General features: G+C 71.2%; 19 protein-coding genes. 12 read left to right on the top strand and 7 right to left on the bottom strand.

Annotated features, from left to right (window positions below; translation table 11 throughout):
- Nucleotides 1-132: 132 nt before the first annotated feature.
- The 10 genes from ACFWU6_RS30325 (at nt 133) to ACFWU6_RS30280 (ending at nt 13,972) form a co-directional block, all read left to right on the top strand.
- A complete protein-coding gene (locus ACFWU6_RS30325) occupies nt 133-1,419 on the top strand; it encodes an HRDC domain-containing protein (protein ID WP_383984226.1) in 1,287 nt (428 codons plus the stop codon).
- A gap of 134 nt (nt 1,420-1,553) precedes the next feature.
- Nucleotides 1,554-2,297 carry a ferritin-like domain-containing protein gene (locus ACFWU6_RS30320; RefSeq protein ID WP_383984224.1) on the top strand — a complete coding sequence of 248 codons (744 nt, stop codon included), beginning with the start codon at nt 1,554-1,556 and terminating at the stop codon, nt 2,295-2,297.
- A 138-nt stretch (nt 2,298-2,435) separates the two neighbouring features.
- Nucleotides 2,436-3,662 (top strand): thiolase family protein, encoded by a 1,227-nt coding sequence (locus ACFWU6_RS30315; protein ID WP_383800351.1) that lies wholly within the window; start codon nt 2,436-2,438, stop codon nt 3,660-3,662.
- On the top strand, nt 3,659-5,788 hold the full coding sequence (locus ACFWU6_RS30310; protein ID WP_383984221.1) for a 3-hydroxyacyl-CoA dehydrogenase NAD-binding domain-containing protein: 2,130 nt from the start codon (nt 3,659-3,661) through the stop codon (nt 5,786-5,788). The genes ACFWU6_RS30315 and ACFWU6_RS30310 overlap by 4 nt, the downstream gene beginning before the upstream one ends.
- 155 nt (nt 5,789-5,943) lie before the next feature.
- On the top strand, nt 5,944-6,996 hold the full coding sequence (locus ACFWU6_RS30305; RefSeq protein WP_383984218.1) for a signaling protein: 1,053 nt from the start codon (nt 5,944-5,946) through the stop codon (nt 6,994-6,996).
- A 195-nt stretch (nt 6,997-7,191) separates the two neighbouring features.
- The gene (locus ACFWU6_RS30300) at nt 7,192-9,186 is read left to right on the top strand and encodes a hypothetical protein (RefSeq protein ID WP_383984216.1); all 1,995 of its coding nucleotides are present in this window, start codon (nt 7,192-7,194) and stop codon (nt 9,184-9,186) included.
- A gap of 57 nt (nt 9,187-9,243) precedes the next feature.
- Nucleotides 9,244-10,749 (top strand): SDR family NAD(P)-dependent oxidoreductase, encoded by a 1,506-nt coding sequence (locus ACFWU6_RS30295; protein WP_383800362.1) that lies wholly within the window; start codon nt 9,244-9,246, stop codon nt 10,747-10,749.
- 2 nt (nt 10,750-10,751) lie between these two features.
- Nucleotides 10,752-11,558: a rhamnogalacturonan acetylesterase gene (locus ACFWU6_RS30290; RefSeq protein WP_383800364.1), complete on the top strand. Its 807-nt coding sequence runs from the start codon at nt 10,752-10,754 to the stop codon at nt 11,556-11,558.
- 12 nt (nt 11,559-11,570) lie between these two features.
- Nucleotides 11,571-12,398 carry an Ig-like domain-containing protein gene (locus tag ACFWU6_RS30285; protein WP_383800366.1) on the top strand — a complete coding sequence of 276 codons (828 nt, stop codon included), beginning with the start codon at nt 11,571-11,573 and terminating at the stop codon, nt 12,396-12,398.
- Nucleotides 12,395-13,972 (top strand): glycosyltransferase family 2 protein, encoded by a 1,578-nt coding sequence (locus ACFWU6_RS30280; RefSeq protein WP_383984213.1) that lies wholly within the window; start codon nt 12,395-12,397, stop codon nt 13,970-13,972. The genes ACFWU6_RS30285 and ACFWU6_RS30280 overlap by 4 nt, the downstream gene beginning before the upstream one ends.
- Before the next feature lie 72 nt (nt 13,973-14,044).
- On the opposite strand, the gene ACFWU6_RS30275 is transcribed toward ACFWU6_RS30280, so the two are convergent.
- Nucleotides 14,045-15,187 carry a hypothetical protein gene (locus ACFWU6_RS30275; protein WP_383800372.1) on the bottom strand — a complete coding sequence of 381 codons (1,143 nt, stop codon included), beginning with the start codon at nt 15,185-15,187 and terminating at the stop codon, nt 14,045-14,047.
- Between the two features lie 128 nt (nt 15,188-15,315).
- On the opposite strand from ACFWU6_RS30275, the gene ACFWU6_RS30270 reads away from it, so the two are divergent.
- Nucleotides 15,316-16,377 (top strand): LCP family protein, encoded by a 1,062-nt coding sequence (locus ACFWU6_RS30270; RefSeq protein WP_383800375.1) that lies wholly within the window; start codon nt 15,316-15,318, stop codon nt 16,375-16,377.
- Between the two features lie 66 nt (nt 16,378-16,443).
- On the opposite strand, the gene ACFWU6_RS30265 is transcribed toward ACFWU6_RS30270, so the two are convergent.
- From ACFWU6_RS30265 to ACFWU6_RS30240, 6 genes are all read right to left on the bottom strand, one after another.
- Entirely contained in the window at nt 16,444-17,928 is a 1,485-nt protein-coding gene (locus ACFWU6_RS30265; RefSeq protein WP_383800378.1) for an amino acid permease, read from the bottom strand.
- Between the two features lie 117 nt (nt 17,929-18,045).
- Entirely contained in the window at nt 18,046-19,962 is a 1,917-nt protein-coding gene (gene dxs, locus ACFWU6_RS30260; protein WP_383800382.1) for a 1-deoxy-D-xylulose-5-phosphate synthase, read from the bottom strand.
- Nucleotides 19,963-20,214: 252 nt separating this feature from the next.
- Nucleotides 20,215-21,435 (bottom strand): sugar ABC transporter permease, encoded by a 1,221-nt coding sequence (locus tag ACFWU6_RS30255; protein WP_383800409.1) that lies wholly within the window; start codon nt 21,433-21,435, stop codon nt 20,215-20,217.
- A gap of 92 nt (nt 21,436-21,527) precedes the next feature.
- Nucleotides 21,528-22,316, bottom strand: a complete 789-nt coding sequence (locus ACFWU6_RS30250; RefSeq protein WP_383800412.1) for an ATP-binding cassette domain-containing protein — start codon at nt 22,314-22,316, stop codon at nt 21,528-21,530.
- A gap of 180 nt (nt 22,317-22,496) precedes the next feature.
- Nucleotides 22,497-23,606, bottom strand: a complete 1,110-nt coding sequence (locus ACFWU6_RS30245; RefSeq protein WP_383984210.1) for a sugar ABC transporter substrate-binding protein — start codon at nt 23,604-23,606, stop codon at nt 22,497-22,499.
- A gap of 117 nt (nt 23,607-23,723) precedes the next feature.
- The gene (locus tag ACFWU6_RS30240) at nt 23,724-24,938 is read right to left on the bottom strand and encodes an ROK family protein (RefSeq protein WP_383800388.1); all 1,215 of its coding nucleotides are present in this window, start codon (nt 24,936-24,938) and stop codon (nt 23,724-23,726) included.
- 574 nt (nt 24,939-25,512) lie between these two features.
- Between ACFWU6_RS30240 and ACFWU6_RS30235 the strand changes: the two genes are divergently transcribed.
- Nucleotides 25,513-25,791: a hypothetical protein gene (locus ACFWU6_RS30235; RefSeq protein ID WP_383800390.1), complete on the top strand. Its 279-nt coding sequence runs from the start codon at nt 25,513-25,515 to the stop codon at nt 25,789-25,791.
- The last annotated feature ends 379 nt before the right edge of the window (nt 25,792-26,170 follow it).

The following is a 26,170-nucleotide window of genomic DNA, read 5'->3' as shown; positions in this document are numbered from 1 at the left end:
CCCCGTTACCCCGCCCGTCGGCCCCCGGCGCACCGCCGGCTAACCCCGGGGGTCCGTCCTACCCCCCCCACCGGGCCCGTCGCCGGAACGTTCCGGCGACGGGCGCGCCGCATCCACGGATACCCTTGACCGGTGACCGACGCCCAAGAGACCGCAGCAGACCTGCGCACCACCACCGGGGGCGGCCCCCCGGACGACGAATCTCCGTCCGATGGGCCGCCGATCCCCCTGCTCGAACCCCGCGAGGGGATTCCCCCCGTGGCCGCCGACGCGGAAGCCCTCGCCCGCGTGGTCGCGGCCTTCGCCGCGGGCACCGGACCCGTCGCCGTGGACGCCGAGCGCGCCTCCGGATACCGCTACGGGCAGCGCGCGTACCTGGTCCAGCTGCGCCGCGAGGGGGCCGGCTCCGCACTGGTCGACCCGGTGGGCTGCCCCGACCTCTCCGCCCTGGGCGAGGCCCTGTCCGGCACCGAGTGGATCCTGCACGCCGCCAGCCAGGACCTGCCGTGCCTGCGCGACATAGGCATGGCCCCCACCTCCCTGTTCGACACCGAGCTGGCCGGCCGCCTGGCCGGCTTCGCCCGGGTCGGCCTCGGCGCCATGGTCGAGAACGTGCTGGGCTACGCGCTGGAGAAGGGCCACTCCGCCGTCGACTGGTCCACCCGCCCCCTTCCCGAGCCGTGGCTGCGCTACGCCGCCCTGGACGTGGAGCTGCTGGTCGACCTGCGGGACGCGCTGGAGAAGGAGCTCGACCGGCAGGGCAAGCTGGACTGGGCCCGCCAGGAGTTCGACGCCATCGCCGCCGCCCCGCCCGCCCCGCCGCGCAAGGACCCGTGGCGCCGCACGTCCGGCATGCACAAGGTGCGCCGGCGCCGGCAGATGGCCGTCGTACGGGAGCTGTGGGAGGCCCGGGACCGGATCGCGCAGCGGCGCGACGTCTCCCCCGGCAAGGTGCTGGGGGACGCCGCGATCGTGGAGGCGGCGCTCGCGCTGCCGCTGAACGCGCAGGCCCTGTCCGCGCTGCCCGGCTACGGACAGCGGATGGGCCGGCGCCAGCTGGACCAGTGGATGGCCGCCGTGGACCGGGCGAAGGCGCTGCCCGAGAGCGAGCTGCCGCAGCCGGGCGCGAACCAGGCCGGCCCGCCGCCGCCGCGCTCCTGGGCGGACAAGGACCCGGCGGCCGCGGCGCGGCTGTCCGCGGCCCGCGCCGCCGTGTCGGCGCTGGCGGAGGGGCTGAACCTGCCGCAGGAGAACCTGATCTCCCCGGACACCGTCCGCCGGCTGTGCTGGGAGCCGCCCGAGCGCCTCGACGCGGACACGGTCTCCGAGACCCTCGCGGGCCACGGCACCCGCCCGTGGCAGATCGAACAGGTGACACCGGCGCTCGTGACGGCCCTCGCCGCGACCGCGACCGCCTGACCGCACCCGCACCCGCACCCGCACCCGCACCCGCACCCGTGACGAAAGCCCCCGGCCGACCGGCCGGGGGCTTTGTTACGCGCTCATGACACCAGCACCTTTTGAACACGCTCAAGAATCGCTAGGTTCTGAACATGATCAAAACCGGGTACGGGGAATGGATCGCCGACTTCGAGGCGGAGCGCGGGCGCCGGGCGGCGCTGGGCGATCCGTACTGGGCGCGCGGCGCGCGGCTGCCACCGGAGGTCGTCCGCTCGGTCCAGAAGTTCCAGGTGGGTGAGGACGGCGACGGCTCGGCGCTGATCGGCAAGGCGCGGCGCGCGGGTGACGCGACCTACACGGAAGCCGTCCGGATGTTCGTGGCCGAGGAGCAGAACCACGCCAGGATGCTGGCGCTGCTGCTGGCAGCCGGGGGCGCGCCGACCCTGGAGGGGCACTGGAGCGACGCCGCCTTCGTGCGGCTGCGCCGACTGACGGGACTGAGGCTGGAACTGCTGGTCCTGATGGTCGCCGAGGTGGTCGCACTGCGGTACTACCGGGCGCTGCGCGACGGCTCGCCCGACCCGCTGGCCGCGGAGGTGGCGGGCCGGCTGCTGGCGGACGAGGAGCGGCACGTGCCCTTCCACTGCCGGCGGTTGCGCGAGGGCCTGGCGCCGCTCCCCCGGCCCGCCCGCCGGGCGGTGGCGGCCGGGTGGCGGGCGCTGCTCGGGGGCGCCGCGGTGCTGGTCGCCGTGGACCACGGGCCGGCCCTGCGCACGCTGGGCGTCGGGCGCCTGGCGTTCGCGGCGGACGTGCACCGCTCCTCGGCGGCCGTGGCCGCGGCCATGGCGGACGGCCCGGCGCCCGGACCGGCGGTGGCCGCGGGCGCCGCAGTGTGACCTTCGCCGCTCCTCCCGGTGGGGGTGTGCACATGGGTTACCCGCAAGTAGCATGGGCGAGGTGAGCGCGCGCTCAGCGTCATCCGCCGAGCGCGCTCCCGCGCAGCAGTGCACACCCGCACCTGGAGGAGAGCCAACGTGCCTCGTACCGTCAGGGACGTCGTCTTCGTCGACGGCGTCCGCACCCCGTTCGGCAAGGCGGGCCCGAAGGGCATCTACCACGAGACCCGGGCCGACGACCTCGTCGTGAAGGCGATCCGGGAGCTGCTGCGCCGCAACCCGGACCTGGACCCCAAGAAGATCGACGAGGTCGCCATCGCCGCGACCACGCAGATCGGCGACCAGGGCCTCACGCTGGGCCGTACGGCCGGCATCCTCGCGGGCCTTCCGCAGTCCGTCCCGGGCTACTCCATCGACCGCATGTGCGCCGGCGCGCTGACCGCCGTCACCGCCGTCGCCGGCGGTGTGGCCTTCGGTGCGTACGACGTCGCCCTCGCCGGCGGTGTCGAGCACATGGGCCGCCACCCCATGGGCGAGGGCGTGGACCCGAACCCGCGCTTCGTCTCCGAGAAGCTGGTCGACGAGTCCGCCCTCTTCATGGGCATGACCGCCGAGAACCTGCACGACCGGTACCCGACGATCACCAAGCTCCGCGCCGACGAGTACGCCGTGCGCTCGCAGGAGAAGGCCGCCAAGGCGTACGCCGACGGCAAGATCCAGCAGGACCTGGTCCCGATCTCGGTGCGCAACACCAACGAGGCGGCCGGTGAGACGGGCTGGGGCCTGGTCACCACCGACGAGCCGATGCGCCCGGGCACCACGCTGGAGAACCTGGCCGGCCTGAAGACCCCCTTCCGTACGCACGGCCGGGTCACCGCGGGCAACGCCGCCGGTCTCAACGACGGCGCGACCGCCGCGATCATCGCCTCCGAGGACTTCGCCCGGGAGAACAACCTCCCGGTCAAGATGCGCCTGGTCTCGTACTCCTTCGCGGGCGTCGAGCCGGAGGTCATGGGCTACGGCCCGATCCCGGCCACCGAGAAGGCCCTCGCGCAGGCCGGTCTGACGATCGACGACATCGGCCTCTTCGAGGTCAACGAGGCCTTCGCCGTGCAGGTGCTGGCCTTCCTGGAGCACTACGGCATCGCCGACGACGACTCCCGCGTGAACCAGTACGGCGGGGCCATCGCCTTCGGCCACCCCCTCGCCTCCTCGGGCGTGCGCCTGATGACGCAGCTGGCCCGCCAGTTCGAGGAGCAGCCCCACGTCCGCTACGGCCTGACCACCATGTGCGTCGGCTTCGGCATGGGCGCCACGGTCATCTGGGAGAACCCGAACTTCAACGCCGAGGGAGACTCCAAGTGAGCACCACCGCTGAGCTCCTGAAGGGCGCGGCCGAGCTGTTCCCGGACGAGGTCGTCACGCAGGCGCACGTACGCCACCTCGACCTGCCGTTCGGCGCGGGGCGCTTCGCGCTCGTCACGCTGGACAACGGCCTGGACCACACCAAGCCGACCACCTTCGGCCCGCAGTCCCTCGCCAACCTGAACGCGGCGATCGACCAGGTCGAGCAGGAGGCCATCGCCGGCTCCATCGTCGGCGCGGGCATCACCGGCAAGCCGTTCATCTTCGCGGTCGGCGCCGACCTCAAGGGCGTCGAGCTGCTGAAGAAGCACGACGAGGCGCTCGCCATCGGCAAGGGCGGCCACGACGTCTTCAAGCGGCTGTCGGCCCTCGCGGTCCCGACCTTCGCCTACTACAACGGCGCGGCGATGGGCGGCGGCGTCGAGGTCGGCCTGCACTGCACCTACCGCACCGTCTCCAAGGCCATCCCGGCCTTCTCCCTCCCCGAGGTCTTCCTCGGCCTGGTTCCCGGCTGGGGCGGCTGCGCCCTGCTGCCGAACCTGATCGGGGCGGACCGCGCGGTCTCGGTGATCATCGAGAACTCGCTCAACCAGAACAAGCAGCTGCGCGGCAAGCAGGTCTTCGACCTGGGCATCGCGGACGCGCTGTTCGAGGGCGCCGACTTCCTGGAGCAGTCGCTCCTCTGGACCGCGAACGTCCTGAACGGCACCACCGAGGTCGTACGCGCCGACGTGGACCGCGGCGAGGCCTGGGACGCGGCGGTCGCCCGCGGCCGCTCCGTCGCGGACTCCAAGGTGCACGGCGCGGCCCCGGCGGCCTACCGTGCGCTGGAGATCATCGAGGCGGCCAAGGACGGGGACCTGCAGAAGGGCTTCGACGCCGAGGACACCGCGCTCGCGGACCTCATCATGGGCGGCGAACTGCGCTCGGGCATCTACGCCTTCAACCTGGTCCAGAAGCGCGCCAAGCGCCCGGCCGGCGCCCCGGACAAGTCCCTGGCCCGCCCGGTCACCAAGGTCGGCGTCGTCGGCGCGGGCCTGATGGCCTCGCAGCTGGCGCTGCTCTTCCTGCGCCGCCTGGAGGTGCCGGTGGTCCTCACCGACATCGACCAGGAGCGCGTCGACAAGGGCGTGGACTACGTCCGGGCCGAGATCCAGAAGCTGCTCGGCAAGGGCCGCATCAACCAGGACAAGGCCAACCGCCTGGCCGCCCTGGTGAGCGGCGTCCTGGACAAGGCCGAGGGCTTCGCCGACGCGGACTTCATCATCGAGGCCGTCTTCGAGGAGATGTCCGTCAAGCAGAAGGTGTTCGCGGAGGTCGAGGCGGTCGCCCCGGCGCACGCGATCCTCGCCACCAACACCTCCTCGCTGTCGGTGTCCGAGATGGCGTCCAAGCTCCGCCACCCGGAGCGCGTGGTCGGCTTCCACTTCTTCAACCCGGTCGCGATCCTCCCGCTGCTGGAGATCGTCCGCGGCGAGCAGACCGACGACGCCTCGCTGGCCACGGCCTTCGGTGTGGCGCGGAAGCTGAAGAAGACCGCGGTCCTCACCAAGGACGCCCCGGCGTTCGTCGTGAACCGCATCCTGACCCGCTTCATGGGCGAGATCCAGAACGTCATCGACGAGGGCACCCCGGTGGCCACCGCCGAGAAGGCCATCGAGCCGCTCGGCCTGCCGATGTCCCCGCTGGTGCTGCTGGAGCTCGTCGGCCCGGCGATCGGTCTGCACGTCTCCGAGACCCTCAACCGCGCCTTCCCGGAGCGCTTCACCGTCTCCCCGAACCTGGCGGCCGTCGTCAAGGCCGGCAAGCGCGGCTTCTACGTCTACGATTCCGGCAAGCCGGAGCTGGACCCCGAGGTCGCCGCGCTCCTGGTGCAGGGTGACTCCGTCCTGACCGAGGAGCAGGTCCGCGACCGCGTCCTGGACGCGGTGGCGCAGGAGATCGGCCTGATGCTGGAGGAGGGTGTCGTGGCCGAGGCCCAGGACATCGACCTGTGCCTCATCACCGGCGCCGGCTGGCCCTTCCACCTGGGCGGCATCACGCCGTACCTGGACCGCGAGGGCGTCTCGGAGCGGGTGAACGGCAAGAAGTTCCTCGCCCCCGGCGTTGCGAGCGTCCCGGCCTAGGGACCGCGGACGGCGCCTGGGACCCGACCGGTCCGGCGCACGGCGCGACGCGTGCACGGCGGGCGTCCGCCCCCCTCGGGGGGCGGGCGCCCGCCGCCGTGTGAGAGCCTCCTGGCCGGGGGCCGACGCAGGAGCCGGACGGCTCCGATGACAGAATGCCGGACATGGCGGACAATCAACTACTTTTCAGTCGACGCACCCTGCTGTTCGCGGGCGGCGTCGTCGCCGCCGGAACAGCCGTCGGCAGCCTGGTCTGGGAGCGCGGCCCCGAGACGGGCGGCGAGGAGGAGCACACCTCTCCGATCGCGGGCGAATTCGACATACGGTCGGGCACCGAGCTCCTCGCCCCGACCCGGCTCTTCAACACGACGGGCCCGCAGTCTTTCGCCTTCGACGACGCGAACGGACTGATCTTCACCCTCCAGACCCTCCAGGCCGGCATCCGCCTCTCCGACGAGGACGAGCCGGTGGACGCGGACGGCCGCAAGGGCGCCGGGGATATGTGCCTGACCCGGCTGACCTCCGCCGGGAAAGTCACCGGGCACATGTATCTGCGCGGTTTCGGCCACGGCATTTCCTTCGCGGTGGAACCGGTGGGCAAACGCACGTACCTGTGGGTGGAGGGCAGAGCCGACCCGAAGACCGGTTACGGCCGCTCGGTCGCGCGCACGCCGTTCAAGGACGGCGCCATCCTCGACAGCTCCGACCCGGCGGTGACGCACTACGATCCGGTCCCCGGCGCGTCCGACGTGTCCCCCTCCCTCGACCTGGCCGGCGGGCGGGTACTGGTGAGCTACGAAGAGGACGACGAACAGCGATTCGCCGTATACCAAATGGTGGACTTCCTCGCCGGGCACACGGAATCCGCACAGTTCGTCAAGGCGGGCGTACAGGTGCGGGAAGAGGAATGGTTCCAGGGCTGCGCGCTGTACGGGAACTTCATCTACGTGCTCACCGGGAACCCGTACACGGACAAAAAAGGCGACAACCCCCGGAAATCCGGGGGGAATACCTTCATCTCCGCGATCGACGTGCTGACCGGAAAGCCCCAGGGCCGTCAGCGCGTGACCGTGGCGCCGGATCTCCCGTACCGGGAGCCGGAGGGAATGGCCGTCACCCTGGCCGGGGCCCGGCCGGGATTGTGCATCGGCTTTTCCGTGAAAAACGAAGATCGTCGTGAACTGACGCTGTATCGCTTCACCGGTTGAGACGCCCCCGCGAAGGCGAAGACCCGTCATCTTTATGTGACGAAGCTCCCGTTACCCGCGGGTGTCCCCTACCCGGGAGTCACCCCAAGCATTGAGCTGAGGTTCACCTGCAGTTCTGGAGTGGTCCATAAGGCTGCTTATACTACTCCGACACTTCACGGGATTCACATACCTCCATGGGGGAGGCACCGCACCATGGGCTCCAAGCGACGCCAGGCCGTTCTCGGCATCCTGATCACCGCCGGGCTCATCCTGAGCTTCGTCGGCATGATGGCCGCCGTCGCGCTCGCCTCCCTCCCCCTCTTCGCGTACTGCGCCGCGGGCAGCTACGTCTGCGACCTGCTGCTCCACAACACCGAGTCGACGACCCTGGAGCGGCTGCGCGATTCCCGCTTCGGCCTCACCATGCGCTTCCTCATCCGGCAGTTCCTGCTGCTCGGCCTGTGCGGAGCCATCGCCGACATCGAGTCCTTCGTGGCCCAGATGACCACCATCGGGCTGCTGCTGCTCTTCATCCTCCAGCTCGCGTACGGCGCGCTCCTCAAGCACGTGCGCAAGATGCGCAACGAACTGCCCTTCACCACCCGCGGGCTGGACCTGGAAGCGCTCGGCATCCGCCGCATGCCGCACCCGTTCCTGGTCGACAAGCACGTCCGCAAGACCCTGCACCTGGACATCCCGCTGATGGCCGGCTCCCTCGCCACCATCGCGACCGAGGACTGGCGCTGGGTCACGTACGGCATGATCACCACGGTCTTCCTCGGCTACTTCTCCCTGCTGGTGCTGGTGCCCGACGCGCGCAACGCGCTCAAGCTGCCCACCACCGACGAGGCCCTGGACGAGCTCAACCACCAGCTGGCCGAGTACCGCCCCCAGATCGCGCTCTACTTCACCTTCGCCGCCATATCCAAAGACTTCATGTACCAGGTGAACATGTGGCTGGAGTCCCTGGAGGAGCTGGACCTGCGGCCCGTCATCGTGCTGCGGGAGCGGGCCACCCTGCGCCACCTGGACGCCACGCCCATCCCCGTCATCTGCGTCCCCAAGGCCGACAACCTCGCGCGGATCGAGATGAACGAACTCCGCGTCGTCCTCTACCCCGGCAACGCGGGCAAGAACGTGCACATGCTCCAGCGCGCCGAGGTCAAGCACGTCTTCATCGGCCACGGCGACAGCGACAAGCTCGCGAGCAGCAACCGGGTCAGCAAGGTCTTCGACGAGATCTGGGTGGCCGGACGCGCCGGACGCGACCGCTACGAGCGGATCAAGCACGCGGTGACCCACAACCAGATCGTCGAGGTCGGCCGGCCCCAGCTCATGCCGCTGCACCGCTGGACCGGCAAGGTCGCGGGGCCGCTGCCCACCGTCATCTACGCCCCCACCTGGGAGGGCTGGACCGACGACGCCTGCTACACCTCGGTCATCCCGGCCGGCGAGAAGCTGATCCGGGCCCTGCTCGACCACGAGCAGGAGATCCGGATCATCTACAAGCCGCACCCGCTGACCGGGTCGCGCTCCGCCGAGGCGGCCGCCGCGCACCGCCGCGTCATCGCCCTCCTCCAGGAGGACAACGCCCGGCGCTTCGGCCGCAACGCCACCGACTCCAAGGCCGCCGCCAAGAAGCTCGCCCGGATCGACAAGCGCATCGCGGAGCTCTCCGAGCGCGGCGTCCGCTCCAAGTACCCGGACCTCACCGAGGAGGAGCGGACCGCCCGTATCCGGCGGAGCCGCAACCAGGCAGCGACCCTGTACTGGAGCGCGATCCCGGACTCCGCGCACCACGTGGTGACCGAGCGGATTCCGGCCCTGTACGACTGCTTCAACCAGTCCGACCTGCTCATCGGCGACATGTCGAGCGTCGTCTCCGACTTCGTCGCGACCCTGAAGCCCTACGCGATCTTCAACCTCGACGGCCTGCCCGACGACCAGTTCCGCAACGAACAGCGGACGGCGTACGCCTCGTACCTGCTGGACACCGAGTGCAACGGCCTGAGCACCGCCATCGAGGCCATGCTCGAACCCCGCGAGGACGTCATGGCGCCCTACCGGGAGCAGCTCAAGGAGTACCTCCTGGGACAGGAGTACCCCCCGTCCGGCGTCCGCTTCAACGCCGCAGCCAACGACCTGTACCGGCGGGGGATGCTCGATTTCCCCGTGGAGCACTCGGTACCGACGCACCTGCCCGCGTAACCGGTCCTCCGCGGAACCCTCTTGCCGCACCCTCCCCCTGCAAGGAAGAAGGAGACTTTGTCCTCCAGTGCCACACCGCGCCGCACCGTTGCCGTCGTACTGGCCGGTGGCACCGGTCAGCGCATCGGTCTAGAGATACCGAAGCAGCTGCTCAAGATCGCCGGGAAGCCGATCCTCGAGCACACCCTGCACATCTTCGAGACCGCTCCGGACGTCGACGACGTCATCCTGCTGATGACGCCCGCGTACGTGGAGGACGCGCAGCGCATCGTGGACCGGGCCGGCCTGGGCAAGGTCACCCGCGTGCTGGCCGGCGGGTCGACCCGCAGCGAGACCACCCGCATCGCGATCCGGGCCGCGGCCGAGGGCCTGGCCCCCGGTGAGGACGTCAACCTGCTCTTCCACGACGCGGTCCGCCCGCTGCTCTCGCAGCGCGTGGTCAAGGAGTGCGTCGAGGCGCTGGAGAACTACCGGGCCGTCGACGTGGCCATCCCCTCCTCCGACACCGTCATCGTGACCCGTACCCACGGCGGCGACGGCGAGTTCATCACGGAGGTGCCCGACCGCTCCCGGCTGCGCCGCGGCCAGACCCCGCAGGGCTTCCGCCTCTCCACCATCCGCGCCGCCTACGACCGCGCCGAGGCCGACCCGTCCTTCCAGGCCACCGACGACTGCTCGGTCGTGGTCAAGTACCTGCCGGACGTCCCGGTGCACGTGGTGCAGGGCGACGAGTACAACATGAAGGTGACGCAGCCCGTCGACGTCTTCATCGCCGACAAGCTCTTCCAGCTCGCCTCCCACAACGCGCCCGCGCACGCCGACGAGGCCGCCTACCGCGAGCAGCTGACCGGCAGGACCCTCCTCGTCTTCGGCGGCTCGTACGGCATCGGCGCCGACATCGCGCGCATCGCCGAGGGCTTCGGGGCCCGCGTCTTCGCCCTGGGCCGCTCCACGACCGGCACCCACGTCGAGAACGTCGACCACGTCGAGGAGGCCCTCGCCCGGGCCTACGCCGAGACCGGCCGCATCGACTACGTCGTGAACACCGCGGGCGTGCTGCGCGTCGGCCGCCTCGACGCGACCGACAACGACACGGTCCGCGAGGCGCTGGAGGTCAACTACCTCGCCCCGGTGAACATCGCCCGCGCCTCGTACAAGTACCTGAGCGAGACCGGGGGCCAGCTGCTGCTGTTCACCTCCAGCAGCTACACGCGCGGCCGCGCCGAGTACAGCCTGTACTCCTCCACCAAGGCCGCCATGGTCAACCTGACGCAGGCGCTCGCCGACGAGTGGGCCGGCGACGGCATCCGCGTCAACTGCGTGAACCCCGAGCGGACCGCCACCCCGATGCGGACCAAGGCCTTCGGCCAGGAGCCCTCCGGCTCCCTGCTGACCTCCGAGTCGGTGGCGCTCAGCTCCCTGGACGTCCTGCTGTCCGAGATGACCGGCCACGTCATCGACGTGCGCAAGCAGGACCCGACGTCCTCGCCCGCGCAGCGGTCCGCCTTCGAGGCGGCCCTGGCGTCGGTGCTCACCCAGACCGCCGGTGAGCAGGAGGTCTAGCCATGGCGTACGCACCCGGACAGCCCCGGGGCGGCCGTCCCCGCGTCTTCGTCGCGGGCGACTCCACCGCCGTGAGCCGCCCGCACGGATACCTGCCGATGGCGGGCTGGGCGCAGGCCCTGCCGCTGTTCCTCGGCGACGCCGTCGAAGTCGTCAACTGCGCCCGTGCCCGCGCGAGTTCCAAGAGCTTCCGGGAACGCGGGCGCCTCCAGTGGATACTGGACACCATCGCCCCGGGCGACTACCTGCTGTTCGGTTTCGCCCAGATCGACGCGAAGGCCGACCCCGGGCTGCACACCGATCCGTTCTCCACCTACGGAGAGCACATGGCCGCGTACGTGCACGGGGCGCGGGAGCGGCAGGCCCATCCGGTGGTCGTCCTGCCGTACGAGCTGCGCAGGATCGACGCGCACGGGAACGTGACGCGCTCGCTCGGCGACTACCCGCTCGCCGCCCGGCGACTGGCCGAGGACGAGCACGTACCGCTCGTCGACCTGTACGGCCAGAGCCTGGAGTGGTGGGAGGAGCTGGGGCCCGAGGCCTCCAAGCGCGCCTTCACCTACCTGCGGCCGGGCGAGCCCGTCCAGAAGAACGTCCAGGACGGGGACAACGTGCACCTGCGGGCCGAGGGCGCGATCGAGTGCGCCCGGTTCGTCGTGCGCAGCCTGCTGGAGCAGGGCGTCATCCCCTCCCACTGGGGAGGGGACCTCGACCGCCGCCGGTTCTCGTACGACGAGATGGGCTGGCTGGACGAGGAGACGTTCGAGCGCCAGACCGAGTCCCGTGTGTCCGAGTTCCCCGTCTCGTAGGGAGTCCCGCCCGTGTTCCTGCTCTGCCGCGGCCGCGCCGTGGGCGGCGACCCGTCCCTGGGCGTCGTCTTCGCCGGCCTGTACAGTTCGGCCGATCCCCGGGCCGGTGTGGCCCCGGGCGACACCCTGGAGATCGGCGTGTCCGTGGCGCCCGACCAGGGGGCGTCGCGCGGCTGCGCGTACCTGATGGAAGGGCCGCTCACCGAGGCGGCCGAGATCGTCGGGGTGCAGGGCCTGGAGTACTTCCCCCGCCAGCGCTGGTTCCGGGTCCGGGCGGAGGCCGGCGAGAGCAGCACGGGCGTCCTGCGCCTGCGGATCGGCGCGGCGACCTCCGCGCACCGCGTCCGGCCCCAGTTCTCGGTGGGCGTCCCGGACGCCACCGGGCGCAAGCTGGTGCGTACGGGCAAGCTCTCGGGTGAGGCGCTGCCGCTGCGGACCGCGGCCGCCCGGGGCCTGCGCATCACGGCCGAGACGGGCGGTACGGGCGCGGTCAACGTCCTGTCGGCGCTCCCCGCGGGCAGCACGGTGGTCTCGGTGACGCAGCCTCGGACGGGCTCCGCGCAGGTGTCGTACGACGGCTGGGTCACCTACACCCCCTCCCCCGGCTTCAGCGGCCACGACCGGTTGGAGTACACGGTGGCCACGCCGGACGCCGCGAAGCTGACCTCGCACGTGAACGTCTTCGTGGGCGCGCCGGGGCAGACCCCGGGCGTGCTCCCGGAGCGCCCCGCGGACGTGGCCTTCCGGCCCTGGCAGTGGCCCGAGCTCACAGGGGAGATGCCGTGGCCGGCCCCCGTCGCAGCAGTCCGTGCGGAACCGACGAGGATCACAGGATCATGAACATCAAGGACGTGACGGTCGCGCTGCGGGTCTGCAACCAGGCCGCGGCGCTCGACGACTGCCTGGGCTCCCTGGCCGCGCAGTCCCTCGGCACCGACCGCTTCGAGGTCATCGCCGTGGACGACGGGTCGACGGACGAGAGCGGCGAGGTGCTGGCCCGCGCGGCGCACCGCCATCCCGACTTCCTGCGCGTCGGGCGGGTGGCGCGCGGGCTGAGCCCGGCGGCGGCCCGCAACTGGGCGCTGAGCCAGGCGGTCGGACGGTACGTCATCTTCCTGGAGGCCGGGGACCGGCTGGCGCCGGACGCCCTGGCCCGGATGGTCGCCTCGGGCGACACGAACGAGGCCGACGTCGTCCTGGGCAAGCTGGAGAGCTCGGGCCGGCACACGGTGGCGACCTCGATGTTCCGCAAGAACCAGTCCCACACCGACGTGTACTCCTCCCGCGCCTACTGGTCGCTGACCCCGGACAAGCTCTTCCGTACCAGCCTGGTCCAGCGGCGCGGCCTGGCCTTCCCCACCGACATGCCGATCGGCGACGACCAGGCCTTCACCGCCGCCGCGTACATCGGTGCGGACAACGTCTCTGTGGTCGGCGACCGCACCTGTGTCGTCAAGGGCCCTTCGCAGGCGGCGCCGGCGAGCCTGCCGGACCGGGTCGCCCTGGTCTCGCGGATGCTGGCGCTGGTCGGCTCGCAGCTCCCGGAGGGACCGCGCCGGGACCGGCTGCACGCGCGGCACCTGGAGGTCGAGCTGGCCAAGGCGACCGCGGCCGCGCTGCTGACCGACACGGACCAGGCGGAGCGCGAGCAGGCGCTGTGGGGCGCGGCGGAACTGCTCCGCTCGCAGGTCTCGCCCGGGGCGCTGGCGCTGCTGCCGCGGATGCTGGCGGTGCGGTACGCGCTGCTGGCGCGCGGCCACGCCCCCGAGGCCCAGGCGATCGCCGCCTTCGAGGCGGACAAGGACCGGCCAGGCGTGCGCAAGACCGTGGAGAACGGCCGGGTCTTCACCACGCTGCCGTTCTTCCGTGACCCGCGGGTCGCCCTGCCGGACGAACTGTTCGAGATCACCGATGACATGACGGTCAGTCACGCGTTGCAGAAGGTGCGGTGGGACGGACCGGCGCTGGTCCTGGAGGGGTACGGCTTCTTCGAGCAGCTGTCGACCAAGGAGCGGGCCACCCGGGTGGTGCTGCGGGAGCGCACGAGCGGTGTCTGCGAGAGCTTCGCCACGACCGCCCGCCGCGACGACACCCTGACCAACGCCAAGGGGAACCCCCGGGCCATGGGCCGCTTCTCGGCCCGGATCAACCTGGCGCACGCGTCCGACGGCTGGCCGGTCCCCCCGGGGAACTGGGACCTCCACCTCGCGGTGTCCTTCGAGGGCGTGACCCGGGAGGTGCGGCTCGGGCCGCGCCGCGGCGACGACGTGGACACGACGGCCCGGCGGCCGGTGGTGGTGGCTCCGGCGCCCGGCGCGCCGGGCTCCGAGCTCGTGGCGTCCGCGTACTACACGAAGTCCGGCGGACTCAGCGTGGAGGTCGCGCAGCGCCGGCCGCTGCCGGACGCCGGCTGACGTCCGCCCGCCCGCTCACCCGGCCGGACGGGCGAGCGGACGGACCGGGGCGGGGCGGACGGACCGGGCGGCTCAGGCCCGCTGCCAGGGGCCGAAGACGAGGCCTTCGGCGGCGGTGTCCTGGCGTGTCACCGCCAGGGCCCCGTCGCGGTCGAGGGCCGCCACCACGATGCGGCCCGCGGCGTCGACGGCCACCTGGGGGGCGCGCAGCCCCCGGCCGCCGAGGCCGGCCCACCAGGTGCCGTACCCCTCGTTCTCGCTGACGTAGGCGGTGAGTTCGATGTCGCCCTCCCCGCCGTTCTGCGCGAGGACCGTGCAGTCGTAGCCGCCTATGACGGCCCGTCCGACACCGGGGGCGCCCCGGCCGCCCGCGCCGCCGAGTCCGATCATGCCGCTCTGCACCCCCGGCTGCCCGGCTCGCCAGGCGACCAGGGAGTCGTCGCCGGGGTAGCGCCAGAAGTACGTGGCCCTGCGCGGGCCCGTCTCGCAGCCGGCCGGGACGCCGGCCATCTGCGTGGCGACGCGGTCCGCGAGGTGGAACTGCCCCTGGGCGGAGCCCACCCACCGGTCGATGCCGGCCGGCCCCGAGGCGAGGACCTCCAGTCGGCCGCCCGCGGGCATCACCGCGGTGATGCCCCCCGGGTAGGGGTCGGGCGCGATCTGCTTCCACCCGCCCCACGTGCCCTGGGCGTTGCGGCTGCGGCGCACGATGCCGCCCAGGCGCAGGGAGACGATGACGTGCACGGTTCCGGAGCGCTGGTTGACGACGATGCGCGGCGGGCAGACCGGTGCGTCGCCCTCCGGGCCGCCGCGTACGCCGGGGGCGCCGAGGCCGCGCCAGTCCGTCAGTCCGCGGCCGGACTGGAACTGCGTGGCAACGGCGATTTCCGGCCTGCCGGAGCCGTCCGCGGGCGTGCGGAGCGTAACGAAATGGATGTAGCCCTCATGGCTCTGCGCCATGGCCGCGGCTCCGGTCCAGCCGGGGACCGACAGCACCTCCGGGCCCGTCCAACCCGTGGCGGGATAGGCCGCCTCGGTCCAGCGGAGCAGTCCCCGCGCCGCGCACGCATAGGCCGTCAGACGGCCGTCGCCCCCTCTGAACAGCCACTTTCCGGTGGGGGCCGCGGGGAGGCCGGGGCCGGGCCCCGCCGGTGCGGCCTGGTGCGCCCCGGGAGCCGGATGGGCGGCCCGGCTACCGCCCCTGCCTCGGTTCACGACGCCGTCCGTCCTTCCGCCATGTGCTGTTCGCGGTGGGCGCTTCCACTCCGGTTCACCCCCGGGAGTGCCCACTCGAAAGTCTGTCTATTATTCATCTTCATCTATAGCAGAAGGGCTCTGCCTCCATGACCGACCAGCCCGCTGCCTCCCCCCGCACCAGCCGGCGCAAGCCGCGTCGCGGCAAGCGCGTCCTGTGGATCGTTCTCCTGTCGGTGGCAGTGCTGGTCCTCGCCGTCGGCGGCGCGGGATGGTGGATGTACAGCAGCCTCAACAGCAACATCTCCAGCGTCGACCTGGACCGGGCGATCGGCGACGACCGGCCGCAGAAGGTGGTCACCGGAGCGCAGAACGTCCTGGTGCTCGGTTCCGACTCCCGCGCGGGGGCCAACGGCGACCTCGACCGCGGGGACGTCAGCGGCGCCCGCTCCGACACCACGATGCTCGTGCACATACCCGAGGGCCGGTCCAAGGCCACCGCGGTCAGCATCCCGCGCGACACCCTGGTGGACCGGCCCGAGTGCAAGGGCGACGGCGGCAAGACGGTCCCCGCGCAGAAGCGGGCCATGTTCAACAGCATCTACAGCACCGGCGGTCCGGCCTGCGTGGTCAAGACCGTCGAGGCGATGTCCCACATCCGCGTGGACCACTTCGTCGAGGTGGACTTCGCCGGCTTCAAGGGTCTCGTCGACGCGCTCGGCGGAGTGACCGTCACGCTGGACAAGCCGATGACGGGCGCCAAGGGCGGTCTGAAGCTGGACGCGGGCACCCACCGGCTGGACGGCACCGACTCGCTGAAGTTCGTCCGCACCCGCTACGGCTACGGCGACGGCAGCGACTTGGGGCGCATAGGCCTCCAGCAGCAGTTCATGCTGGCGATGCTCTCCGAGATCAAGAAGCAGGACGCGCTCGGCAACCCGGCCCGGCTCTACAAGCTCGCGGACGCCGGCACCAAGTCGCTGACCACCGACTCCGACCTCGCCTCGCTCACCGCGCTCTCCGACTTCGCGAAGAGCATGAAGAACGTGAACCCGGAGACCATGGAGACCGTCATGCTGCCGGTCGCCTACGACAAGGTGGACCGCAACCGCGTCGTCGTGGCCCAGCCGCAGGCGGACCAGCTCTGGGCGGCCCTGCTCAAGGACGAGAAGATCCCGGCCTCGGCGAAGGACTCCCCCGCCAAGGGCTGACGGGAGCAGCATCCGCGGAGCCGGCCGTACGGGTGACCCGTACGGCCGGCTCCCGGCTTCCCCGGACTAGAACTTCGCGTCCGCGCCGGCCTTGCCGAGGCGGCTGTTGCGGCGTCCGTAGAGGAAGTAGACGACGATGCCGATCGCCATCCAGATCCCGAAGCGGATCCAGGTCTCGGCCGGCAGGTTGAGCATCAGCCAGAGGGAAGCCGCGATCGACAGGATCGGGACCACCGGCACCCACGGGGTGCGGAAGGCCCGGTGCAGGTCGGGGCGGGTCCGGCGCAGGACGATCACGCCGAGGGCGACCACCACGAAGGCGAACAGGGTCCCGATGTTCACCAGCTCCGCGAGCTTCTCCAGACTGGTGAAGCCCGCGACGACGGCGATGATCCCGCCGAGCAGCAGGGTCGCCCGGTACGGGGTGCGGTACTTGGGGTGGGTGACGGAGAAGACGCGCGGCAGCAGTCCGTCACGGCTCATCGCGAAGAACACCCGGGTCTGGCCGAGCAGCAGGATCATGCAGACGGTGATCAGACCGACGGACGCCCCGAGGCTGATGGCACCGGCGAAGAACGGCTGGTTCACGGATTTGAAGGCCTCGGCGAGCGGGGCGCTGGGCGACATCTGCGAGTACTTCTGCATGCCGGTGACCACCAGCGTCACGGCGACGTAGAGCACCGTGCAGATCAGCAGCGAGCCGAGGATGCCGCGCGGCATGTCCCGCTGGGGGTTCTTGGTCTCCTCGGCCGCGGTGGCCACCACGTCGAAGCCGATGAAGGCGAAGAAGATGAGAGAGGCCGCGGTGAAGATGCCCATGACGCCGAAGTTGGTGGGCGCGTAGCCGAAGAGCAGCTGGACCAGTGGCGCGTGCAGGCCGCCGCCCGCCTCCTGCGGCTGGGCCGGGGGGATGAACGGCGAGTAGTTGTCGGCCTTGATGAAGAACAGGCCCGCGATGATGACCAGCAGCACCACGGTGACCTTGATGGCGACCACGATCGCGGTGATCCGGGCCGACAGCTTCGTCCCGACGACCAGGACCGCGGTCAGCGCCAGGATCAGCAGGAAGGCCAGCAGGTCGAAGGTTCCCCCCGCGTCGGGTCCGGACAGCGCGACGGGCAGGTCCCAGCCGAGGTTGGTCTCCATGAGGTGACGCACGTACCCGGACCAGCCGACCGCCACGACGGCGGTGCCGAGCGCGAACTCCAGCACCAGGTCCCAGCCGATGATCCAGGCGGGCAGCTCGCCGATCGAGGCGTACGAGAAGGTGTAGGCGGAGCCGGCCACCGGCACGGTGGACGCGAACTCGGCGTAGCAGAGGGCCGCGAGGGCACAGACGACGCCCGCCGCCACGAAGGCGAGGGCGGTGGCGGGTCCGGCGTTGTTCCGGGCCGCGATGCCCGTGAGGACGAAGATGCCGGTGCCGATGATGACACCCACACCGAACACGGTCAGGTCCCAGGCGGAGAGCGACTTGCGGAGCGCGTGTTCCGGCTCCTCCGTGTCGCGGATGGACTGCTCCACCGTCTTGGTGCGGAAGGGGCTGTTCATATCCCTACTCACCGACGCACCTCCGAACAGGTGTCGACGCACGCGAACGGGCCGGGAGGCCCACCTCAAGGGTGATCTCCCGGCCCGTGACGTGCAACCGCGCGTCGACCGACCGGATCAGTCGACGGTGGCGGCCTGCTCGGTGTCGTAGCGCCCGTCGAGCTTCGCGACGAGGCCCGTGACCTGCCGCGCGATGTCCGGGGCGGTCAGCCCGATCTCGGCCAGGATCTCCTTGCGCAGCGCGTGGTCCAGGAAGCGCTGGGGGATGCCGAAGTCGCGCAGCGGTACGTCGACGCCCGCGTCCCGCAGGGCCTGCGACACGGCGGCGCCCACGCCGCCGGTGCGGCCGTTGTCCTCGACGGTGACGACGACGCGGTGGCCGTCGGCGAGCGGGGCCAGGGCCTCGTCCACCGGCTTGACCCAGCGGGGGTCGACGACGGTCGAGGTGATGCCCTGCTTGTCGAGCAGCGAGGCGATCTCCAGGCACATCGGGGCGAGCGCGCCGACCGAGACGATGAGTACGTCCGGTCGGGTGACCTCGGGGGCCGGGGTGCGCAGCACGTCCATGCCGCCGATGCGTCCGACGGCCGGGACCGCCGGGCCGACGACGCCCTTGGAGTAGCGCACGACGGTCGGGGCGTCCTGGACCGCGACGGCCTCGCGGAGCTGGGCGCGCAGCTGCTCGGCGTCGCGCGGGGCCGCGAGGCGCAGGCCGGGGACGACCTGGAGGATGGACATGTCCCACATGCCGTTGTGGGAGGCGCCGTCGTCACCGGTGACGCCGGCCCGGTCCAGGACGAAGGTCACCCCGCACTTGTGCAGGGCCACGTCCATGAGGACCTGGTCGAAGGCGCGGTTGAGGAAGGTGGCGTAGACCGCGAAGACCGGGTGCACGCCGCCGCTGGCCAGTCCCGCCGCGGAGGTGGCGCCGTGCTGCTCGGCGATCCCGACGTCGAAGATGCGGTCCGGGTAGGCGTCCGCGAACTTCTTGAGGCCCACCGGCTGGAGCATGGCCGCGGTGATCGCGACGATGTCCTCGCGCTCCCTGCCGAGCTTGACCATCTCGTCGGCGAAGACGGAGGTCCAGCTGGCCGCGGCGGTCTTGACCGGGAGGCCGGTGTCCGGGTGGATCACGCCGACCGCGTGGAAGCGGTCCGCCTCGTCCTGGACGGCCGGCTCGTAGCCGCGGCCCTTCTGGGTGAGGCAGTGCACGATGACGGGGCCGCCGAAGCGCTTGGCGCGCTGGAGGGCCGATTCCAGGGCCTCGATGTCGTGGCCGTCGATCGGGCCGACGTACTTGAGGCCGAGGTCCTCGAACATGCCCTGCGGGGCGATGAAGTCCTTGAGGCCCTTCTTGGCGCCGTGCAGGGTCTCGTACAGCGGCCTCCCGACGACCGGGGTGCGCTCCAGGAGGTCCTTGCCGCGGGCCAGGAAGCGCTCGTAGCCGTCCGTGGTGCGCAGGGTCGCCAGGTGGTTGGCGAGGCCGCCGATGGTGGGGCCGTAGGAGCGCTCGTTGTCGTTGACCACGATGACCAGGGGGCGGTCCTTGGCGGCGGCGATGTTGTTCAGCGCCTCCCAGGCCATGCCGCCGGTGAGCGCGCCGTCGCCGATGACGGCGGCGACGTGGTGGTCCTCCCGGCCGAGCACCTCGTTGGCCTTGGCGAAGCCGTCGGCCCAGCCCAGCACGGTGGAGGCGTGCGAGTTCTCGATCACGTCGTGTTCGGACTCGGCGCGCGAGGGGTAGCCGGACAGGCCCCCCTTGGTGCGCAGCCCGCCGAAGTCCTGCCGGCCGGTGAGCAGCTTGTGGACGTAGGTCTGGTGGCCCGTGTCGAAGAGGATCTTGTCCTTGGGCGAGTCGAAGACCCGGTGCAGGGCGATCGTCAGTTCGACCACCCCGAGGTTGGGGCCGAGGTGCCCGCCGGTCTTGGAGACGGCGTCGACGAGGAAGGACCTGATCTCGGCGGCGAGCTCGTCGAGCTCCTCCTGGCTGAGCCGGTCCAGATCGCGCGGTCCCTTGATGCGGGTCAGCAGCACCCGTGCCTCCTTGCAGTTGCCGGCTGGTCTGTCGAGTCTAATGTTCCGCTCGCGGGCGCGGTCATCGGGCCGTCCCGGAGGAGTCACACCTTTGTCATACATGTACACACCGCCGCACGGTCACACGTCCCAAACGGGCGTATACCCGCACAGGTGTGCGCGCACTTGTACGCACCGATGCCCGGCGCCACCTGGGGTGGCGCCGGGCACTGTGACCGGTATTACCGGCGGATACCGCTACCGGGCGTGCGGTCAGGCACGTCCGGCGGTCTTCTGGGTCTTGCGCGTGATCGAGTCGATCACCACGGTGGCCAGCAGCACCGCACCGGTGATCATGTACTGGATCGGCGTCGCGATTCCCTCCAGGGCCAGACCGTACTGGATCGAGGTGATGACCATGACGCCGAGGAGGGCGTTCCAGGTCCGGCCCCGGCCGCCGAAGAGGCTGGTGCCGCCGATGACGGCCGCGGCGATGACGTTCATCAGCAGGTCGCCGGCGCCGGCGCTCTGGTTGGCCGCCGCGATCTTGGAGGCCCAGAAGAGCCCTCCGATGGCGGCGAAGGTGCCGGCGATCGCGAAGACCGTGATCCGGACCCGGTTGACGTTGATGCCGGCGCGCCGGGAGGCCTCGACGCTGCCGCCGAGCGCGAAGACCTGGCGGCCGAAGGAGGTGCGGCGCAGCAGGAAGTCCGTGCCGACCAGCGCCAGTACGAAGAGCACCACCGCGAGCGGCAGGCCCTTGTACTGGTTGAACACGACGGCGGGGCCGAAGGTGAACACCGCGAGCAGGCCGGTGCGCAGGGCGATCTCGCCCATGGGCCGGGACGGCACGCCGGCCGCCTCGCGGCGGCGGGCGTCGAAGACCGTGCCGAGGAAGTAGCCGGCCACCGCGAGGGCGGCCAGCCCGTAGCCCACGGCCACGTCCGAGAAGAAGTACGTGGTCAGCTGGCCGACCACACCCTCGGAGTCAAGGTTGATGGTGCCGTTGCTGCCGAGGATCTGCAGCATCGCACCGGACCAGAACAGCAGGCCGGAGAGGGTGACGGCGAAGGCGGGGGCGCCGATCCGGGCGAAGAAGAAGCCGTGGATGGAGCCGATCAGAGCGCCGCCGACGACGGCGGCCAGGATCGCCAGCCACTCGTTCATACCGTGGGTGACGGACAGGACGGCGACGATGGCGCCCGAGACGCCGCTGACCGAGCCGACCGAGAGGTCGATCTCGCCGAGCAGCAGCACGAAGATGATGCCGACGGCCATCATGCCGGTGGCGGTCATCGTGATCGCGATGTTGGTGAGGTTCTCCGGGGAGAGGAAGTTCGCGTTCAGCCCCTGGAAGATGCCCCAGATGATGATCAGGCCGAGGACGACCGGGATGGACCCCAGGTCGCCGGCCTTCATCTTGCGGCCGAACTCGCTCAGGTATCCCGCCAGGCCCTGCTCGCGGACGAGCAGGCGCGGGTCCACGGCGGGGATGGCGTCCGGCGCGGCGGCCGGGTTGACGACCGTGTGGTCGCCGGAGCCGTCCGCCGCCTTGTGGAGCGGGTCGGCAGCTGGGTTCTCGGTGCTCACTTGCGGGCCTCCCCGGTGCGGGCCGCGCGGCGGGTCACGGCGTTGTCCGTGGCTCCCGTGATGGCGGAGATGATCTCTTCCTGCGAGGTGTCGGCGACGTTGAAGACACCGTTGTTGCGGCCGAGCCGCAGGACCGCGACCTTGTCGGCGACGGCCTTCACATCGGCCATGTTGTGGCTGATGAGGATCACGGCGTGGCCGCGCTCGCGCAGCCGCTCCACGAGGTCGAGGACCTGTGCGGTCTGCTCGACGCCGAGGGCTGCGGTGGGCTCGTCGAGGATGACGAGCTGGGGCTCGCCGAGCATCGAACGGGCGATCGCCACGGTCTGGCGCTGACCGCCGGAGAGCGAGGCGATGGGAATCCGGACGCTGGGGATTCGGATGGACAGGGTGGTCAGGAGCTCGCGGGCGCGGCGCTCCATCTCCACCTCGTCGAGGATGCCGCGGCGCTTGAGCTCGCGGCCGAGGAAGAGGTTGCCGACGACGTCGATGTTGTCGCACAGCGCGAGGTCCTGGTAGACCGTCGCGATGCCCAGGTTCTGGGCGTCGTGGGGCTTGCCGATGGAGACGGGGCGGCCCTCCCACTCGATGACTCCGTCATCGATGGGGTGCACGCCGGCGATCGTCTTGACCAGCGTGGACTTGCCGGCGCCGTTGTCGCCCACGAGGGCGACCACCTCACCGGAGTGGATCTCGAGTTCTACGTCGGTCAGGGCCTGAACGGCGCCGAACCGCTTCGAGACCCCTCGCAACGCCAGCACGGGCGCAGCGGACACATGAACCATCTCCTTCGCCGCCTGGCCGGCGGGGATGTCGAGCAAAAGAGCAGGAGCGGGGCGAATGGGGGGAAGCTGGGGGGAAACTGGAGGAAACGTTTCTGCCCGGCGCCCCGCGGGTGGCGGGGTAAGAAGGGGCGGGGCGCCGGGCAGGCGTGGGGGTCGCCGTACGAGCGGGCGACGGGGGCCTTACTTGAGGCCGGCGGCGGCGCAGGCGGCCGCGTACTTCTCGGTGCAGATCTCTTCGACCGTGTAGACGCCGTCCTTGACGACGGTGTCGTTGATGTTGGCCTTGGTGAGGGACACGACCGGGATCAGGACCGACGGGACGGCCTTGGCGGTCGGGCTGTCGACCTTCTGGTTGATGATTCCGTCGATCTTCTCGCCCTTGGCGAGCGCGACGGCCATCTCCGCGGCGGCCGCGGCCTCGGGGGCGTACGGCTTGTAGACGCTCATGAACTGCTCACCCGACACGATCCGCTGCACACCGGCGAGTTCGGCGTCCTGGCCGGTGACCGGGGGCAGGGTGGACAGGCCGGCCGCCTTGAGGGCGGTGATGATGCCGCCGGCCATGCCGTCGTTGGCGGAGTAGACGCCGATGACCTTGTCCTTGCCGAGCGCCGAGAGGGCGGCCGCCATGTTGGTGTTGGCGTTCTCCGGCTTCCACTCGACCGTGTCGTACTCCTTGCCGATGTTCACCTTGCCGTCGAGGACGGAGTGGGCGCCGGACTTGAAGAGCTTGGCGTTCGGGTCGGTGACCGAACCGTTCATCATGACGATCTGGCCGTCCTTGGCCTTGTCGCCCAGCGCCTCCAGCAGCGCCTTGCCCTGCACCTTGCCGACCTCTTCGTTGTCGAAGGAGGTGTAGGCGTCGATCGGGCCCTCGGCGAGGCGGTCGTAGGCGACGACCGGAATGCCGGCGTCCTTGGCCTTCTTGACCGACCCGGCGATGGCCTTGGAGTCCACCGCGTCCACGATGAGGACGTTCACCTTGTTGGTGATCATCGTGTCGACCTGGGAGTTCTGCGTGGTCGCGTCCTGCTTGGCGTTGGCGTAGACGACCTCGCCCTTGCCGCGGGTCAGCTCGGCGACCTTCTTCTCGATCAGCGGCTTGTCGAACTTCTCGTACCGGGCGGTCTGGTTCTCCGGCAGCAGCAGGCCGACCTTGATGGCGTCGCCGGCGGCGGCGGAGTCCTTGGGCTTGTCGCCGGCCTCCTTCGCGCTGCCGCAAGCGGCGAGCGAGACGGCCATGGCGCCGGCGGCAACGGCAACAGCGGCTCTACGCATACGAGTGTTCATTACTTGAACCTCCCTGACGAGGCCGCAACACTGCGGCCGAGGTGGATGTGAGTCAACCCCGGCCGCGTTTTGCCGTCAAGGAGTGAATCCTTAACGAGATGACAACGGTGCCATCCGTTATCTACCTGAAGACAAGACGGCTGGTGCTCGCACTCCACTTCCATGGTGCGACAAAAGGGTTGAATCGCCCATTTCGCTGAGTACGAGGGCGAGTGCGCCCAGCACCTCGGCCCGGCCCCCGAGGGAGCCCGTCAGCACCGACAACTGCCTGGCCGCGCTCGGGATCGCGTACCTCCCCACTGATTCACGGATGGGCGCCAGGACCAGTTCACCGGCGTCGGCGAGCGAGCCCCCCAGGACCACCCTGCTCGGGTTCAGGAGGTTGCAGAGGCTGGCCACGCCGCTGCCGATGTGGCGCCCCACGTCCGTGATGACCCGGCGGCAGCCGGGGTCCCCGCCGCGGGCCAGCTCGACCACCCGCTCCATCGTCAACTCCGGCCCGTGCGTGCCCTGGAGGAGCGGCAGCACGTACCGGGCGGCGGCGAAGGTCTCCAGGCAGCCGCGGTTGCCGCAGCGGCACACCGGCCCCGACTCGTCCAGCGTGATGTGCCCGATCTCGCCGGCGGTGCCGCCCGGTCCGCGGTAGATCTGACCGTTGATCACCAGTCCGGAGCCGACGCCGCTGGCGACCTTGATGTAGGCGAGGTCCTTGACCCCCCGCCCGCTGCCCCAGACCAGCTCGCCGAGGGCGCCCAGGTTGGCGTCGTTGTCCACGTAGACCGGTACGCCCAGACGCTGTGACAGCTCCTGGCGGGGGTTGATCCCCGCCCAGCCCGGCAGGATCGCCGTCGAGCCGAGGGTCCCGGACTCCACGTCGATGGGGCCCGGGACGCCGAGTCCGACGCCGATCACCTTGTCCAGGCCCACGCCGACGTCCGCCACCAGCCGTCCCACCAGCGTTTCCGCCCGGTTGAAGCCGTCCGCCCAGGAGGCGTCCACGTCCAGCGGCTCGGCCTCCTCGGCCAGCACCTGGTGGGCGAGGTTGCCGACCGCCACGCGCAGGTGGGTGTGGCCGAAGTCGACGCCGATGACGATGCCCGCGTCACCGCTGAGCGAGACGCTGCGCGCCCGTCGGCCGCCCGCCGAGGTGTCCGTGACCTCGACGGTCCCGGCTTCCTTGAGCTCCCGGACGATGTTGGAGACCGTGGCCGCCGACAGTCCGGTGGCGCGGGCGATCTCCGCCTGGGTCAGCGATCCCGCGAGCCGCACCGCCCGCACGACCCGTTCCAGATTCGCGCGATGCAGCGAGGACTGCGATCCGGGAGTCTGCACGACTCATCCACTCCTGCCCATAAGCGCCGGCAAGCCGACGCCCCCCGGCCGGGCTCTGACGGCTGCGCGCTCCGAGACCCCGGCGTCTCTCCAACTTGTGAACCTTAAGTCGAGCCTTTGCGCCTCCACACGTCAAGAGGCTGACGCAGCACGAATCGGCTACTACCGGCCACAAGAGGGAGAGAACGGGCGTCCGGATCGTGCTGCGGTCGCCGTGGCGCCGATCCTCTGCGGCCCTTCCGGCCGGACCGGGCGCCTCGTACATGACGGCGCTACGCGAGGAGGTGTTCGGGATGAGTCCCGATCGAAGTCCTCGCAGCGCCCTCGCCGGCTGACCGGCTGACCCCTCCCGAGTGCGCACGGCCGCGGCGTCCGCGCCGGCTCCGTGCGCGGCTGCGCGCCCCCTCTCCCCCATCCCCCGGCTTCCGCATGCCCCGCCGGCTCGTCGGGCTGCGCCATCCGTGCCCGCCGGCGTTCCCGGCGGCCTTGTCGCGCCGTCGCACGCCCATCCACGACCACTCCGCGTGACCGTGCGGCTCCGCGCTGCCCGGACACCTGGAGGGAGGTATGCGTCGTGACCATGCTCACTCCCCGCACCTCGGCGAAGCTCGCGCCGCCGGGCCGGACCCGCCGCGAGCGCAAGGCCGCCGAGCTCGAGGTCCGCACCCGCCTCGTCGGCGAGCGCCTCGCCGCGGCCGCCGCGGCCCCCGGCGTCCGGGCCCTGCACTGCGTGGACACCTCGCCCAGCGGCCTGACCCGCGCCGAGGCGGCGCTGTGCCTGGAGCGGCACGGCCCCCACACCATCGCCCGCGAGCGGGCACCGCGCTGGTACCTCCAGCTGGCGAAGGCGTAGGCGAACCCGTTCATCGGCGTCCTGGTCTTCCTGGCCGCCGTGGTGTGGTGGCAGGACCCGGCCGACCCCGGTGTCGTCGTCCTCGCCGTGATGGTGGGGATCAGCGGACTGCTCCGCTTCTGGCAGGAGTTCCGCTCGGGCCGCGCCGCTGCCGGCCGGCTACTTCCCGTGGCTGGTCGGCGTGCTCCTCGCGTACTGCACCCTCACGCAGCTCGTGAAGACCTGGTACGTCCGGCGCTTCGGCACCTGGCTCTGAGCGTGCCCCGGCCCGGCGGCCGGCCGTCCGTCGGCCCGGCGCCGGGGCGGTGGCGGGGGGACATCAGGGGGGCCCAGGGGAGGCCCGCCAGGATATGGCCGGGGTAGGGCAGGTAGGACCCCA

It is taken from the genome of Streptomyces sp. NPDC058674, from assembly GCF_042716505.1.
GTDB lineage: Bacteria > Actinomycetota > Actinomycetes > Streptomycetales > Streptomycetaceae > Streptomyces.
The sequence above is the reverse complement of the archived record's forward strand: the minus strand, read 5'-3'. Positions and strand labels throughout refer to the sequence as shown.